This is a genomic window from Pseudomonas sp. JL2 (genome assembly GCF_031570495.1).
Classification (GTDB): Bacteria; Pseudomonadota; Gammaproteobacteria; order Pseudomonadales; family Pseudomonadaceae; genus Aquipseudomonas; species Aquipseudomonas rhizophila.
Genome location: NZ_JAKUDH010000012.1, coordinates 157,267 through 173,423, shown reverse-complemented (window position 1 = coordinate 173,423; position 16,157 = coordinate 157,267). Strand labels below are relative to the sequence as shown.

The window sequence follows — 16,157 nt, the reverse complement described above, 5'->3', positions numbered from 1 at the left end:
GGATAGGTCAGAAGGTGTAAACCTTATTCAGGACGAGACACGGGCGAAAAAAAAGGCCAACGCATATGCGTTGGCCTTTTTCGTTGGGGCAGGGTGGCTGTGGATCAGAAATCCAGGTTAGACACCGCCAACGCATTGCTCTCGATGAAGTCACGACGAGGCTCGACCGCATCACCCATCAGGGTGTTGAAGATCTGGTCCGCGCCAATGGCGTCTTCGATGGTGACTTTCAGCATCCGGCGCGAGCCTGGGTCCATGGTGGTTTCCCACAGCTGGTCCGGGTTCATTTCACCCAGACCTTTATAGCGCTGGATGGTGTGGCGCTTGGTGCTTTCGGCCATCAGCCACTCAAGGGCTTCCTTGAACTCGGTAACGGCTTTCTTGCGCTCACCACGCTGGATGTACGCGCCTTCGTCCAGCAGGGTGCTCAGTTGCGCGCCCAGGGAGACGACAGTCTTGTAGTCGTTGCTGCCGAAGAAGTCGCGGTTGAAGGTGACGTAGTTCGACAGGCCGTGGGAGATCAGTTCGACCTCTGGCAGCCAGACGTTACGTTCACGGTCTTCACGCAGGCTGGCTTTGTACACCAGGCCAGACTTCTCTACGGTGCGCAGACGAACTTCGTACTGGGCCAGCCAATCCTGCATTGCAGCGTGATCGGAGAGCTGTTCCATGCTGACAGCCGGCAGGTAGATGAAGTGCTCGGTCAGCTCCTGTGGGTACAGGCGCGACAGGCGCTTGAGAGTCTTCATCACCAGGCGGAAGTCGTTGACCAGGCGCTCAAGGGCTTCGCCGGAAATGCCTGGGGCCTCTTCGTTCAGGTGCAGGCTCGCATCTTCCAGGGCCGACTGCGTCATGTACTCTTCCATGGCGTCGTCGTCTTTGATGTATTGCTCTTGCTTGCCTTTCTTGACCTTGTACAGCGGAGGCTGGGCGATATAGATGTAGCCGCGCTCGATCAGCTCCGGCAACTGACGGAAGAAGAACGTCAGCAACAGGGTGCGGATGTGCGAACCGTCGACGTCGGCGTCGGTCATGATGATGATGTTGTGATAACGCAGCTTGTCGATGTTGTACTCATCGCGGCCGATGCCACAGCCCAGCGCAGTGATGAGCGTGCCGACTTCCTGGGAGGAGATCATCTTGTCGAAGCGCGCCTTCTCGACGTTCAGGATCTTGCCCTTGAGCGGCAGGATGGCCTGGGTGCGGCGGTTGCGGCCTTGCTTGGCGGAACCGCCAGCAGAGTCACCTTCCACGAGGTACAGTTCGGACAAGGCAGGGTCTTTTTCCTGGCAGTCGGCCAGCTTGCCCGGCAAACCGGCGATGTCCAGCGCGCCTTTGCGGCGGGTCATCTCACGAGCCTTGCGCGCTGCTTCACGGGCACGGGCGGCGTCGATCATCTTGCCGACCACCAGCTTGGCTTCGTTGGGGTTTTCCAGCAGGAAGTCGGAGAAGTATTTGCCCATTTCCTGTTCGACCGCAGTCTTCACTTCGGAAGAAACCAGCTTGTCCTTGGTCTGGGAACTGAACTTCGGATCCGGCACTTTCACCGAAATGATCGCCGTCAGGCCTTCACGGGCATCGTCACCGGTGGTGGCGACTTTATGCTTCTTCGCCAGACCTTCCTGTTCGATGTAGTTGTTCAGGTTACGGGTCAGCGCCGAACGGAAACCCACCAGGTGAGTACCGCCATCGCGCTGTGGAATGTTGTTGGTGAAGCACAACAGGTTCTCGTTGAAGCTGTCGTTCCACTGCAGGGCGATTTCCACGCCGATGCCATCTTCGCGCTGGACGTTGAAGTGGAACACCTGGTTGACCGCAGTCTTGTTGGTGTTCAGGTATTCAACGAATGCACGCAGGCCCCCTTCGTACTTGAACAGCTCTTCCTTGCCGCTGCGCTCGTCCTTGAGGACGATACCGACACCGGAGTTGAGAAAGGACAGTTCACGAATCCGCTTGGCCAGGATGTCCCAGCTGAAGTGGATGTTCTTGAAGGTTTCGCTGGAAGCCTTGAAGTGAATCTGGGTGCCGGTGGTTTCGCTGTCACCCACGATCGCCATTGGCGCCTGAGGCACACCGTGGACGTAGGTTTGTTCCCAGATCTTGCCACTGCGGCGAACGGTAAGAACAAGCTCTTCGGACAGTGCGTTCACGACCGATACACCTACGCCGTGCAGACCGCCGGAAACCTTGTAGGAGTTGTCATCGAACTTACCGCCGGCGTGCAGCACGGTCATGATGACCTCGGCTGCGGAAACGCCTTCTTCCTTGTGTACGTCTACCGGGATGCCACGACCGTTGTCACGAACAGTGATGGACTCATCCGGGTGGATGATGATGCTGATGTCATCGCAATGACCGGCGAGGGCTTCGTCGATGGAGTTGTCGACCACCTCGAACACCATGTGGTGCAGACCGCTGCCATCGTCGGTGTCACCAATGTACATACCGGGACGTTTGCGTACGGCATCCAGGCCTTTCAGCACTTTAATGCTCGTTGAGTCGTACGTATTTTCTTCGCTCAATGCCTTCACTCCCGATGGTCGTGGGTCTGGGTGATACGGCCCTGTTCCACGTGGAACAGAGCGACTGGCGTTTCCGTCTGCCAGCCTTCCCTCAATAATTCGTGATCTACACAGGTGATAAAAACCTGGCAGCGTAAGTCTTCCAGCAAGCGGCAAAGTGCGCGGCGGTGGGCTTCGTCCAATTCGGACGGCAAGTCATCCACCAGATAAATACACTGACCGCGTCGAGCCTGGCTGACCAAATGGCCCTGGGCAATACGCAAGGCACACACCACCAACTTCTGCTGCCCCCGGGACAAGATGTCCGCGGCATTATGTGCGCCCAATCTAAGGCGCAAGTCAGCGCGTTGCGGTCCAGCCTGGGTATGGCCCATCTGCTGGTCCCGCTGCAGCGAGCCAGCCAGTACGGTGCTCAGTTCCCGGTCCTTGTCCCAGCCTCGGTAATAGCTGAGCGTCAGGCCCTCAAGCTCAACCAGTTCGCTCAAGGTCTGCTCGAAGACCGGTTTCAAGGCTTTGATGTAAGCGCGGCGGTATTCATCTATTTCAGCGCTGGCCTGGCACAGTTCCCTGTCCCAAACCGCTTGCGAAACGGCGTCAAGTGTACCATGCCGCAGCCAGGAATTTCGCTGGCGCAGCGCCTTCTGCAAGCGCTGCCAAGTGGCCATGAACCGCGGTTCCACGTGGAACACGCCCCAGTCGAGAAACTGTCGACGAATCTTCGGCGCGCCTTCCAGCAAACGGAAACTGTCCGGGTTGATCAACTGCAACGGCAGGATCTCCGCCAGTTGCGCGGCGCTGCGGGCATTCTGCCCATCGATGCGGATCTGGAATTCGCCTTGCCGGTCCCGTGATATCCCCAAGGCACTGTGACCGCCTTGCGCCAACTCCACCTGTCCGAACACGGTGCAGGCCAACTGATCGTATTGGATAACCGGTAACAGACGGGTGCTACGAAACGAACGAGCAAGCCCCAGCAGGTGAACAGCTTCCAGAACGCTGGTTTTGCCGCTGCCGTTAGCGCCGTAAAGGATATTGATGCGGGGGGAAGGGGAGAAGGTCACCGGGTGCAGATTGCGCACCGCGGTGACCGAGACGCGACTTAAGGACATCTAGCTGATTACAGACGCATCGGCATGACAACGTAGGCCGAGTCGTCGTTATCGGATTCCTGCACCAGCGCACTGCTGTTGGAGTCCGACAGGATCAGACGCACTTGCTCAGTGGTCATCACGCCCAGTACGTCGAGCAGGTAGCTGACGTTGAAGCCGATTTCCAGAGAGCCGCCGTTGTATTCAACGCCCACTTCTTCTTCCGCCTCTTCCTGCTCCGGGTTGTTCGCCTGGATTTTCAGCTGACCGTTGGCCAATTGCAGACGAATGCCGCGGTACTTCTCATTGGACAGGATCGCGGTACGGCTGAACGCCTCGCGCAGCGCCTGGCGGTCACCCAAGACCAGTTTGTCGCCGCCTTTGGGCAGCACGCGCTCGTAGTCAGGGAACTTGCCATCGACCAGCTTCGAGGTGAAGGTGAACTCACCCGTGGTGGCGCGGATATGGTGCTGGCCCAACACGATACTGACATTGCCGTCCGGCTCGGTCAGCAGGCGCGCGAGCTCCAGGATACCTTTGCGCGGAACGATGACTTGGTGGCGGTCTGGCTGACCGATATCGGCCTGCATCGAGCACATGGCCAGACGGTGACCGTCGGTGGCGACGGCGCGGATGATACCGGCGGACACTTCCAGGAGCATGCCGTTGAGGTAGTAACGCACGTCCTGCTGCGCCATGGCGAAGCTGGTGCGTTCGATCAAACGGCGCAATTTGCTTTGCTCGAGGCTGCAGGTCAGCGAGCCTGGGCCTTCTTCCACCGTCGGGAAGTCGTTGGCCGGCAGCGTCGACAAGGTGAAACGGCTGCGACCGGCCTTGACCACGAGCTTCTGCTCATCGACCTTGATGTCGATCAGCGCATCGTTGGGCAGGCTTTTGCAGATGTCCATCAGCTTGCGCGCCGGCACGGTGATGGAACCTGGATCGGCCGGTTCCTCAAGCTGTACACGACCGACCAGCTCGACTTCCAGGTCGGTACCGGTCAGCGACAATTGCTGGCCTTCGACAACCAGCAGCACGTTGGAAAGTACCGGCAAGGTCTGGCGGCGTTCGACGACGCCTGCGACCAGTTGCAGGGGTTTCAACAGGGCTTCGCGTTGAATGGTGAAATGCATGGTCTAGTCCCTTGCCTTAATAAGCTGCGCTGGTGGTCATCAAGTGGTCAGTGTTCGCAGCAGGTTCTTGTAGTCCTCGCGGATGTCCGCGTCGGATTCCTTAAGTTCGTTGATCTTACGACAGGCGTGCAACACCGTGGTGTGGTCGCGTCCGCCAAACACATCGCCAATTTCCGGCAGACTGTGGTTGGTCAGCTCCTTGGACAAGGCCATCGCCACCTGACGCGGGCGAGCCACCGAACGCGATCGGCGTTTGGACAGCAGGTCGGATATCTTGATTTTGTAGTATTCAGCGACAGTGCGCTGAATGTTATCCACAGAAACCAGCTTGTCCTGGAGCGCTAACAAATCCTTCAAGGACTCGCGAATCAACTCGATGGTGATGTCGCGGCCCATGAAGTGGGAATGAGCGATGACCCGCTTAAGGGCGCCTTCGAGCTCACGGACGTTCGAGCGGATACGCTGGGCAATGAAGAATGCGGCATCGTGAGGCAGTTCGACCTTGGCCTGATCAGCCTTCTTCATCAGGATCGCCACCCGGGTTTCCAGCTCCGGCGGCTCGACGGCAACCGTCAGGCCCCAGCCAAAACGCGACTTGAGACGTTCTTCCAGACCTTCGATTTCTTTCGGGTAGCGGTCACTGGTAAGAATGACCTGCTGCCCGCCTTCAAGCAATGCGTTGAAGGTGTGGAAAAACTCTTCCTGGGAACGCTCCTTGCGGGCGAAGAACTGAATATCGTCGATCAGCAAGGCGTCCACCGAACGGTAGAAGCGCTTGAACTCATTGATCGCGTTCAGCTGCAGCGCCTTGACCATGTCGGCCACGAAACGCTCGGAATGCAGGTACACGACCTTGGCATTCGGGTTCTTCTTTAATAGGTGGTTACCCACCGCGTGCATCAAGTGGGTTTTACCCAAGCCTACGCCACCATAAAGGAAGAGCGGGTTGTAGCCATGCTTGGGGTTGTCCGCGACCTGCCAGGCTGCCGCTCGCGCCAGTTGGTTGGACTTGCCCTCAACGAAGTTCTCGAAGGTAAAGGTGCGGTTCAGGTAACTGGTGTGCTTGAGCGCGCCTTCGACCTGGACGGTGCGCTGTTCGGCGCGTACCGGAGCTTGTTGGGAGCTGGCGCCGGCCATTGGGTCGAAGCTGTCCCGCGAGGGCTCTTCGCTGACCTCGGCCACTTTTTGTGCATTACGCTTGCTCGGTGCCGGCGTGGGGGCCGGTGCGGCATGGTTAACCGGCGCCGCGACAGCCTGGGCCTGGGAGGCCGCAGCGGCCAACGGGGCGTTGGGGGCGGCGCGCGGCGCAGAGCTGCGTTTGCTGCCTATTAATAAGGACAGCGCAGGCGCCATGCCATTGCCATGCTCATCGAGCAGTTCCATGACCCGTCCCAGGTACTTTTCGTTGACCCAGTCAAGAACGAAACGGTTCGGTGCATAGACGCGCAACTCGTCGCCTTCGGCTTCGACCTGTAGCGGACGGATCCAAGTGTTGAATTGTTGGGCAGGCAGCTCATCGCGCAAAAGCTCCACGCACTGCTGCCAAAGTTCCACTGACACGGATATCCCCTAAGTTGAAAGCCGGTGAGGCAAAAACAAGCGGCCATTGTAGCGAGCGGACGCCCACTTATCCACATGCAGGTTGCTCATCCACCATGATTTATCAATGCCTTAACAACGAGCAAGACGACAGGCGGTCGGTGGATAAGCTCTGTGGATAACCGCCCGTGAGGTCGTTGCACAAGTGGGGGTTGAAGTCGGTGGATAACCTCCCTGTGGATAAGTAGCCATTCCACACACAGCTTATCCGACAGCGCAGCACAGGCTGAACACCGCTTTCCCCTGTAGTTGTCATTCTCTGTACATGGCGGACTACAAGGCCTAGGGATGGTTATCCACAGATAGGTGCCAGCCTTGCTTTTATAAGCTTTACAGAAAAGCTTTAAATAATTCCCTTCTTTTTATTTCTATATCTGGAGTCCTGCGATGAAGCCGCTATCCAGGCGCGATATCTATTTGAAGTAAACGCTGGTTGGAAATTGACCTAGAGGCTTGCTTTCTCTAGAATCCCCGGTCTCTTAAAACGGGGGCCATTCCGGCCCGTTGTGGACGAACCCAGGTAACACGACATGAAACGTACTTTCCAACCAAGCACTATCAAACGCGCTCGTACCCACGGTTTCCGTGCTCGCATGGCTACCAAGAACGGTCGTGCCGTCCTGTCGCGTCGTCGCGCCAAAGGTCGTGCGCGTCTGGCAGTTTGATAATCCGGCACTGGAGGTGAGTCAGGACTTCAGTCGGGAAAAGCGTCTGCTTACACCCCGGCATTTCAAGGCAGTCTTTGACTCCCCTACCGGCAAGGTTCCGGGGAAAAATCTCCTGCTCCTTGCGCGCAGCAACGATCTTGATCACCCCCGACTAGGGCTGGTTATCGGGAAAAAGAGCGTCAAGCTCTCCGTTCAGCGCAATCGCCTCAAACGTCTGATGCGCGAATCGTTTCGCCTGAACCAGGATTCTCTGGTCGGTTGGGACATTGTTATCGTCGCGCGCAAAGGTTTGGGTGACGTAGAAAACCCCGAATTGATTCAGCATTTCGGCAAACTCTGGAAGCGCTTGGCTCGTAACAAGCCAGCACCGCCAGCAGTCAACACCGAAACTGTAGGGGTAGACAGTCCCGATGCGTAAACTGGCACTCGTTCCGATCCAGTTTTATCGCTACGCCATTAGTCCCCTGATGGCCAGTCACTGTCGTTTCTACCCCAGTTGTTCTTGCTACGCGTATGAAGCCATAGAAAATCATGGCCTTCTGCGCGGTGGCTGGCTGACCTTTCGTCGTTTAGGTCGCTGTCATCCGTGGAATCCCGGCGGTTATGACCCGGTTCCGCCTATCCCTACCTCCCGTTCTTCTTCGATGGCCGAGTAATCATGGATATCAAACGCACGATCCTGATCGTCGCCCTGGCAATCGTGTCCTACGTAATGGTTCTTAAATGGAACCAGGACTATGGCCAGGCTGCCCTGCCGACTCAGAATGTTGCAGCCAGCAATACCGCACCGAGCTTGCCGGACACCACGACTGGCAATAGCACCGCCAGCAATGACGACATCCCCCGCGCGGCAAACGATACCACTGCTCCTGCCGAAGCCCCTGTGGCTGCAAGCAAGGATCTGATCCAGATCAAGACTGACGTGCTTGAGCTGGCAATCGATCCACAAGGTGGTGACGTCGCTCAGTTGAAGCTGCCGTTGTATCCGCGCCGCCAGGACCATCCGGAAATTCCATTCCAGTTGTTCGATAACGGCAATGAGCGGACCTATCTGGCCCAAAGTGGTCTGATCGGCACCAACGGCCCGGATGCAAACCCGGCCGGCCGGCCGGTTTACTCCTCCGAGAAGAAGACTTATCAACTGGCTGACGGTCAGGACCAGTTGGTCGTGGACCTGAAGTTCAGCAAGGACGGCGTCAATTACATCAAGCGTTTCACTTTGAAACGTGGCCTGTATGACGTGACTGTTTCCTATCTGATCGACAACCAGAGCGCACAGCCCTGGTCTGGTGCGATGTTCGCGCAGCTCAAGCGTGACGCCAGCGATGATCCTTCCTCCAGCACCGCCACCGGTACCGCGACTTACCTGGGCGCTGCCCTGTGGACAAGTTCGGAGCCGTACAAGAAAGTGTCCATGAAAGACATGGACAAGGCGCAGCTCAAGGAAACCGTACAAGGTGGCTGGGTTGCCTGGTTGCAGCACTATTTTGTAACCGCCTGGATCCCGCAGAAAGGCGAGAACAACGTCGTCCAGACGCGTAAAGACAGCAAAGGCAACTACATCGTCGGTTATACCGGCCCGGCATTGACCGCTGCACCAGGTGCAAAAGTCGAGACCAGCGCGATTCTGTATGCCGGTCCAAAAAGCCAAGCGGTGTTGAAAGAGTTGTCCCCAGGTCTGGAACTGACCGTGGACTACGGGTTCCTGTGGTTCATTGCCCAGCCAATCTTCTGGCTGCTGCAACATATCCACAGCATCGTCGGTAACTGGGGCTGGTCGATCATCTTCCTGACCATGCTGATCAAGGGGATCTTCTTCCCATTGTCGGCAGCCAGCTACAAATCCATGGCTCGCATGCGCGCAGTGGCACCGAAACTGGCCGCCCTGAAAGAACAACATGGCGATGACCGGCAGAAAATGTCCCAGGCCATGATGGAGCTGTACAAGAAAGAGAAGATCAACCCGTTGGGTGGTTGCTTGCCGATTCTTGTCCAAATGCCTGTGTTCCTGGCGCTGTACTGGGTGCTGCTGGAAAGCGTCGAGATGCGCCAGGCACCGTTCATGCTGTGGATTACCGACCTGTCGATCAAGGATCCGTTCTTCATCCTGCCGATCATCATGGGCGCGACCATGTTCATTCAGCAGCAGCTGAACCCAACGCCTCCGGACCCTATGCAGGCGAAGGTCATGAAGATGATGCCGATCATCTTCACCTTCTTCTTCCTGTGGTTCCCTGCGGGCCTGGTGCTGTACTGGGTTGTGAACAACGTGTTGTCGATTACCCAGCAGTGGTACATCACGCGTAAGATCGAAGCGGCTACGAAAAAAGCCGAGGCGTAACTTGCTCTGTGGATAACCACACAAAACGCCCCCTAGTGGGGCGTTTTGCTATCTGCCACTTTTGTCTGGATACCGGTTTATGAGCGCACCTCGTGAAACCATCGCCGCCGTTGCCACTGCCCAAGGTCGCGGCGGAGTCGGCATCGTCCGTATTTCGGGACCGTTGGCCAGCGTCGCGGCAAAGGCCATCAGCGGTCGAGAACTCAAACCGCGGTTTGCTCACTACGGCCCTTTTTTCAGTGATGACCAGCAGGTGCTCGATGAAGGCCTGGCTTTGTATTTTCCTGGTCCCAACTCGTTCACCGGCGAAGATGTGCTGGAACTGCAAGGCCATGGTGGTCCGATCGTCCTGGACATGTTGCTCAAGCGTTGCCTCGAACTGGGGTGTCGTCTTGCGCGACCAGGCGAGTTCAGCGAACGCGCATTCCTCAATGACAAGCTCGACCTGGCCCAGGCCGAAGCCATTGCTGATCTGATCGAAGCCAGTTCCGCACAGGCCGCGCGCAATGCCTTGCGATCCCTGCAGGGCGCTTTTTCCCAGCGTGTGCATAACCTCACCGAGCAACTGATCGGCCTGCGGATCTACGTCGAGGCCGCGATCGACTTTCCCGAGGAAGAGATCGACTTTCTCGCCGATGGTCACGTGCTCAGCATGCTCGACAAGGTCCGCGATGAGTTATCCACAGTACTGCGCGAAGCCGGGCAGGGTGCTTTGTTGCGCGATGGGATGACGGTGGTGATCGCCGGAAGGCCAAATGCCGGCAAATCCAGCCTCCTCAACGCCTTGGCAGGCCGTGAGGCCGCGATTGTTACCGAGATCGCCGGCACCACCCGGGATATTCTGCGCGAACATATCCACATCGATGGTATGCCCCTGCATGTGGTCGACACGGCCGGCCTGCGGGATACCGACGACCATGTGGAAAAAATCGGCGTGGAGCGTGCGCTCAAAGCCATCGGCGAGGCTGACCGCGTGTTGTTGGTGGTCGATGCCACGGCCCCGGAAGCGGATGATCCTTTCGCTTTGTGGCCAGAGTTTCTGGAAACCCGGCCTGACCCTTCGAAAGTCACGCTGATTCGAAACAAGGCCGACCTGACCGGGGAACCCGTGACCCTGGAGGTCAGCGCTGATGGCCACGTCACCATTAGCCTCAGTGCGAAATCCGCGGATATGGGACTGGAGTTGCTGCGCGAACATTTAAAGGCCTGCATGGGTTACGAGCAGACTTCGGAAAGCAGCTTCAGCGCCCGTCGTCGGCACCTTGAGGCGCTGCGCCATGCCAGCGCGGCGCTTGAGCACGGTCGCGCGCAACTGACCCTTGCCGGAGCCGGTGAGCTACTGGCCGAAGATTTACGTCAGGCCCAGCAAGCTCTCGGGGAAATTACCGGGGCCTTCAGCTCTGATGACCTGCTTGGTCGAATCTTCTCCAGCTTCTGCATCGGTAAATAACCCATTCCTTAAGAACCCGGCTGCTATCGACCCTACAACGAGTCCATGCAGCCGGTTTTTTCCCTTTTCTGGAACGATTGCCCTGCATGGCGGCTTGCCTGTGGGCGGTGTCTGGATCAAAAGCCAGTTTTCCTGTGGATTAAGCCCTGTGAATAACTGGCCCTGAGCTCGGTTGATAAACCCCCTTCAAAACTGAAGATAACCCCCTCTGTGGATAACCACCCCATTCATCCACAGGCTTACACCGGTTATCCAAGCCCCTCAGCCGCACCTGACCACAGGGTTTTGAATCTCTGTACATATTGAATATAAAGGCCTTCAGAGCTTTATCCACAGAAGTGAGGCTCAGTAAGAATAAACATAAAAACAAAGGTTTTATAAATTTCTTTCTTTTTAATTTCTTTTACCTCGACTTCTCCACAGCTGGTTAAATTTTGTGCAAAGGGTTCTTTAGGAAAGGGGAAGTCCCTATACTTGCCGACCTGGCTCGAAAAACGCCCAAAGCCAGGCTCAAACCTATTTTCCGAATTACCTGAATTAAGCAGGCACGAGGTGCGTGGTGGATTTCCCTTCCCGTTTTGAAGTGATCGTCATCGGCGGCGGTCATGCCGGTACCGAGGCAGCACTTGCATCAGCACGCATGGGGGCTAAAACCCTGTTGCTGACGCATAACGTGGAAACCCTCGGCGCCATGAGCTGTAACCCCGCCATTGGTGGGATTGGCAAAAGCCATCTGGTCAAGGAAATCGATGCCCTCGGTGGCGCGATGGCCATGGCCACGGATAAAGGTGGCATTCAGTTTCGTGTATTGAACAGCCGTAAAGGCCCGGCCGTGCGGGCTACTCGTGCCCAGGCCGACCGTGTCCTGTACAAGGCCGCTGTCCGCGAAATCCTGGAAAACCAGCCGAACCTGTGGATATTTCAACAGGCAGCCGATGACCTGATCGTCGAGCAGGACCAGGCGCGTGGTGTTGTGACCCAGATGGGCCTGCGCTTCTTCGCTGATTCCGTGGTGCTGACCACCGGGACCTTCCTCGGTGGACTTATCCACATCGGCATGCAGAACTATTCCGGCGGTCGCGCAGGTGATCCACCCTCAATCGCACTGGCCCAGCGCCTGCGTGAGTTGCCGTTGCGTGTCGGTCGCCTGAAAACCGGTACGCCACCGCGCATCGATGGCCGCTCTGTGGATTTCTCGGTGATGACCGAGCAGCCGGGCGATACGCCGATTCCGGTCATGTCGTTCATGGGCTCCAAAGCGCAGCACCCGAAACAGGTGAGCTGCTGGATCACCCATACCAATGCCCGCACTCACGAAATCATTGCCGCCAACCTGGATCGCTCGCCCATGTATTCCGGCGTGATCGAAGGTATCGGCCCGCGTTATTGCCCATCGATCGAAGACAAGATCCATCGGTTTGCCGACAAGGAAAGCCATCAGGTCTTCATCGAACCCGAAGGCCTGACGACGCACGAGCTGTACCCGAACGGGATTTCCACTTCCCTGCCGTTCGACGTGCAACTGCAGATCGTCCAATCGATTCGCGGCATGGAAAACGCCCACATCGTTCGTCCGGGCTATGCCATCGAATACGATTACTTCGACCCGCGGGACCTGAAGTACAGCCTGGAAACCAAAGTCATCGGCGGCCTGTTCTTTGCCGGACAAATCAACGGCACCACCGGTTACGAAGAGGCCGGTGCCCAAGGCCTGCTGGCTGGTGCCAACGCAGCGCTGCGCGCCCAGGGCAAAGACGCCTGGTGCCCGCGCCGCGATGAGGCGTATATCGGTGTGCTTGTGGATGATTTGATTACGCTGGGTACCCAGGAACCGTATCGGATGTTCACCTCCCGTGCCGAATATCGTCTGATCCTGCGTGAAGACAACGCTGACCTGCGCCTGACCGAGAAAGGTCGCGAGCTGGGGCTGGTCGATGACGTTCGCTGGGCCGCGTTCTGCAAGAAACGCGAGAGTATCGAGCTGGAAGAACAGCGCCTGAAAAGCACTTGGGTTCGTCCTGGTACCGAGCAGGGCGATGCCATCGCGACCAAATTCGGCACACCGCTGACCCACGAATACAACTTGCTCAACTTGTTGAGCCGCCCGGAAATCGATTATGCCGGGCTGGTGGAAGTGACCGGTCAGGGTGCGGAAGATCCGCAGGTGGCCGAGCAGGTCGAGATCAAGACCAAATACGCCGGTTACATCGACCGTCAGCAAGACGAGATCGCCCGTCTGCGCGCCAGTGAAGACACCAAACTGCCTGTGGATATCGATTACACCGGCATTTCCGGGTTGTCGAAGGAAATCCAGAGCAAGCTCGGTGCAACTCGTCCCGAGACCCTGGGCCAGGCTTCGCGCATTCCCGGTGTGACCCCGGCGGCCATTTCCCTGTTGATGATTCATTTGAAAAAACGCGGCGCGGGCCGTCAGTTGGAGCAAAGCGCTTGAGTTCGATGGTCACCTCGCAACACGCCGAAGAGTTATCCACAGGTGCCCGTCAGCTCGGCGTCAGCCTGACCGAAGCCCAGCACGCGCAGTTGCTGGGCTATCTGGCCCTGTTGATCAAATGGAACAAGGCCTACAACCTGACTGCGGTGCGCGATCCGGATGAAATGGTCTCGCGGCATCTGCTCGACAGCCTCAGCGTCATGTCCTTCATCGAAGACGGCCGCTGGCTCGATGTCGGCAGTGGCGGGGGCATGCCGGGTATCCCGCTGGCGATCCTGTTTCCTGGCTCGCAAGTGACCTGCCTGGACAGCAACGGCAAGAAAACCCGCTTCCTGACCCAGGTCAAACTCGAACTCAAACTGGATAACCTGCAAGTTATCCACAGCCGCGTCGAAGCGTTCCAGCCTGTCCAGCCTTTCAACGGGATCATCTCCCGGGCGTTCAGCAGCATGGAAAACTTCAGCAACTGGACTCGCCACCTGGGCGATGCCGATACGCGCTGGCTGGCAATGAAGGGCGTTCATCCGGCCGATGAGCTGGTAGCATTGCCGGCAGACTTCCACCTCGATAGCGAACACGCCCTGGCCGTACCCGGTTGCCAAGGCCAACGCCATCTGCTGATACTGCGCCGCACGGCATGATTGGGAATACAAGCAACAATGGCTAAGGTATTCGCGATAGCGAACCAGAAGGGTGGTGTGGGTAAAACCACCACCTGCATCAACCTCGCAGCATCCCTGGTCGCGACCAAGCGCCGGGTGTTGCTGATCGATCTCGATCCACAGGGCAACGCCACCATGGGTAGCGGTGTGGATAAACATGGCCTGGAAAACTCCATTTACGATGTCCTGATCGGCGAATGCGATCTGGGCCAGGCCATGCATTTCTCCGAACACGGCGGTTATCAACTGCTGCCGGCCAACCGTGACCTGACGGCGGCCGAAGTGGTTCTGCTGGAAATGCAGATGAAGGAAAGCCGCCTGCGCAGCGCCTTGGCGCCGATTCGGGAAAATTACGATTACATCCTGATCGACTGCCCACCGTCGCTTTCGATGCTGACTCTCAACGCCCTGGTGGCCGCTGATGGGGTGATTATCCCCATGCAGTGCGAGTACTTCGCCCTCGAAGGGTTGAGCGACCTTGTGGATAACATCAAGCGCATTGCCGAACTGCTGAACCCGGAGCTGAAAGTCGAGGGCCTGCTGCGGACCATGTATGACCCGCGCCTGAGCCTGATGAACGACGTATCGGCCCAGCTCAAGGAACACTTCGGCGAGCAGCTCTACGATACGGTCATTCCGCGTAACATCCGTTTGGCCGAAGCGCCGAGCTACGGCATGCCGGCCCTGGCCTACGACAAACAATCCCGAGGCGCGCTGGCCTACCTTGCCCTGGCGGGCGAGATGGTTCGCCGCCAGCGCCGAAACCCACGCACCGCTGCTGCCCAGCCAACTTAAGGAAACCCCATGGCCGTCAAGAAACGAGGTCTCGGACGTGGACTGGATGCACTGCTCAGTGGCCCCACTGTCAGTTCGCTGGAAGAGCAGGCCGTACAAGTCGATCAGCGCGAGCTGCAACACTTGCCCCTGGACCTGATCCAGCGCGGCAAGTATCAGCCGCGTCGGGACATGGATCCGCAGGCACTGGAAGAGCTGGCCCAGTCGATCAAGAGCCAGGGCGTGATGCAGCCGATCGTGGTTCGGCCGATCGCCAACGGGCGCTTCGAGATCATCGCCGGCGAACGCCGCTGGCGTGCCAGCCAGCAGGCGGGTCAGGAAACCATTCCGGCGATGGTCCGCGATGTACCGGATGAAACCGCCATCGCCATGGCGCTGATCGAGAATATCCAGCGCGAAGACCTCAACCCGATCGAAGAGGCTGTGGCCCTGCAGCGTTTGCAGCAGGAGTTCCAGTTGACTCAACAGCAGGTCGCCGAAGCGGTGGGCAAGTCCCGCGTGACCGTGGCCAACCTGTTGCGCCTGATTGCGTTGCCGGAAGTCATCAAGACCATGCTGTCCCATGGTGATCTGGAAATGGGGCATGCCCGGGCGTTGCTCGGTTTGCCGGAAAATCAACAGGTTGAAGGGGCGCGACATGTTGTCGCACGAGGCCTGACTGTGCGCCAAACCGAGGCACTGGTTCGTCAGTGGCTCAGTGGTAAACCGGCACCTGTCGAAGCACCGAAAACCGATCCGGATATCGCACGCCTGGAACAGCGCCTGGCCGAGCGCCTAGGCTCTGCGGTGCAGATTCGCCACGGCAAGAAGGGCAAAGGGCAATTGGTGATCGGTTATAACTCCCTCGATGAGCTGCAAGGTGTCCTTGCGCACATTCGCTGAAACAATTGCTCTTGTAGCGCGCAGTCGGAAATCACTACCTGGCAGTTGAATAGGGGCAGAACCGCCCCTATACTCTGCGCGCATTTTGTCGGCACAAATTATGCCAAGTTATTGAATTATGGCGGCCGATCATTGGAGAGCAAAAGCGATGGAAACACGCACGCCAAACCGCTTGCCGTTCCATCGTCTGGCTGTTTTCCCGGTGTTGATGACCCAATTCGTCGTTGTACTGATCGCTGCTTTGGCGCTCTGGCAATGGAAGGGAGTCGTCGCCGGATACTCAGGGCTTTGCGGAGGCCTGATAGCCTTGCTTCCCAATATTTATTTCGCTCACAGGGCATTTCGGTTTTCCGGCGCCCGAGCAGCCCAAGCCATCGTCCGGTCTTTTTATGCCGGTGAGGCGGGGAAACTGATTTTGACGGCAGTGCTGTTTGCATTGACGTTCGCAGGTGTGAAGCCACTGGCGCCGCTGGCTGTATTCAGCGTCTTCGTGCTGACCCAACTGGTTAGCTGGTTCGCTCCCCTGCTAATGAGAACAAGACTTTCGAGACCTTAGGGCGTTTGA

Annotated in this window: 14 protein-coding genes; 10 read left to right on the top strand and 4 right to left on the bottom strand. The window is 57.7% G+C overall.

From position 1 onward, the window contains the following. Positions 1-104: 104 nt before the first annotated feature. The 4 genes from gyrB to dnaA are packed head-to-tail and all read right to left on the bottom strand — an operon-like array spanning position 105 to position 6,303. Complete coding sequence (gyrB, locus tag MKS85_RS17050) at positions 105-2,522, bottom strand: DNA topoisomerase (ATP-hydrolyzing) subunit B (protein WP_047230120.1); 2,418 nt, start codon at positions 2,520-2,522, stop codon at positions 105-107. A gap of 5 nt (positions 2,523-2,527) precedes the next feature. After that, the gene (gene recF / locus MKS85_RS17045) at positions 2,528-3,631 is read right to left on the bottom strand and encodes a DNA replication/repair protein RecF (RefSeq protein WP_047230105.1); all 1,104 of its coding nucleotides are present in this window, start codon (positions 3,629-3,631) and stop codon (positions 2,528-2,530) included. An 8-nt stretch (positions 3,632-3,639) separates the two neighbouring features. Further along, entirely contained in the window at positions 3,640-4,743 is a 1,104-nt protein-coding gene (dnaN, locus tag MKS85_RS17040) for a DNA polymerase III subunit beta (RefSeq protein WP_007903001.1), read from the bottom strand. A 39-nt stretch (positions 4,744-4,782) separates the two neighbouring features. Then, positions 4,783-6,303, bottom strand: coding sequence for a chromosomal replication initiator protein DnaA (dnaA, locus tag MKS85_RS17035; RefSeq protein ID WP_047230104.1), 1,521 nt, complete (start codon positions 6,301-6,303; stop codon positions 4,783-4,785). Positions 6,304-6,872: 569 nt separating this feature from the next. Between dnaA and rpmH the strand changes: the two genes are divergently transcribed. The 10 genes from rpmH (at position 6,873) to MKS85_RS16985 (ending at position 16,148) form a co-directional block, all read left to right on the top strand. Continuing rightward, positions 6,873-7,007 (top strand): 50S ribosomal protein L34, encoded by a 135-nt coding sequence (rpmH, locus tag MKS85_RS17030; protein WP_003213577.1) that lies wholly within the window; start codon positions 6,873-6,875, stop codon positions 7,005-7,007. 16 nt (positions 7,008-7,023) lie between these two features. Then, a complete protein-coding gene (gene rnpA, locus MKS85_RS17025; RefSeq protein WP_047230119.1) occupies positions 7,024-7,428 on the top strand; it encodes a ribonuclease P protein component in 405 nt (134 codons plus the stop codon). Then, complete coding sequence (gene yidD, locus MKS85_RS17020) at positions 7,421-7,666, top strand: membrane protein insertion efficiency factor YidD (protein ID WP_010465488.1); 246 nt, start codon at positions 7,421-7,423, stop codon at positions 7,664-7,666. Before rnpA ends, yidD begins: the two co-directional genes overlap by 8 nt. 2 nt (positions 7,667-7,668) lie before the next feature. Further along, on the top strand, positions 7,669-9,351 hold the full coding sequence (yidC, locus tag MKS85_RS17015; RefSeq protein ID WP_047230103.1) for a membrane protein insertase YidC: 1,683 nt from the start codon (positions 7,669-7,671) through the stop codon (positions 9,349-9,351). A 79-nt stretch (positions 9,352-9,430) separates the two neighbouring features. Beyond that, the gene (gene mnmE / locus MKS85_RS17010) at positions 9,431-10,801 is read left to right on the top strand and encodes a tRNA uridine-5-carboxymethylaminomethyl(34) synthesis GTPase MnmE (RefSeq protein WP_107323176.1); all 1,371 of its coding nucleotides are present in this window, start codon (positions 9,431-9,433) and stop codon (positions 10,799-10,801) included. A gap of 559 nt (positions 10,802-11,360) precedes the next feature. After that, positions 11,361-13,253 (top strand): tRNA uridine-5-carboxymethylaminomethyl(34) synthesis enzyme MnmG, encoded by a 1,893-nt coding sequence (gene mnmG / locus MKS85_RS17005; RefSeq protein ID WP_188251914.1) that lies wholly within the window; start codon positions 11,361-11,363, stop codon positions 13,251-13,253. Positions 13,254-13,258: 5 nt separating this feature from the next. Continuing rightward, positions 13,259-13,894 carry a 16S rRNA (guanine(527)-N(7))-methyltransferase RsmG gene (rsmG, locus tag MKS85_RS17000; protein ID WP_188251917.1) on the top strand — a complete coding sequence of 212 codons (636 nt, stop codon included), beginning with the start codon at positions 13,259-13,261 and terminating at the stop codon, positions 13,892-13,894. 18 nt (positions 13,895-13,912) lie between these two features. After that, entirely contained in the window at positions 13,913-14,710 is a 798-nt protein-coding gene (locus MKS85_RS16995; protein WP_003187199.1) for a ParA family protein, read from the top strand. Between the two features lie 9 nt (positions 14,711-14,719). Next, positions 14,720-15,592, top strand: a complete 873-nt coding sequence (locus MKS85_RS16990) for a ParB/RepB/Spo0J family partition protein (RefSeq protein WP_003207098.1) — start codon at positions 14,720-14,722, stop codon at positions 15,590-15,592. 148 nt (positions 15,593-15,740) lie between these two features. After that, the gene (locus MKS85_RS16985; protein WP_047230099.1) at positions 15,741-16,148 is read left to right on the top strand and encodes a F0F1 ATP synthase subunit I; all 408 of its coding nucleotides are present in this window, start codon (positions 15,741-15,743) and stop codon (positions 16,146-16,148) included. The last annotated feature ends 9 nt before the right edge of the window (positions 16,149-16,157 follow it).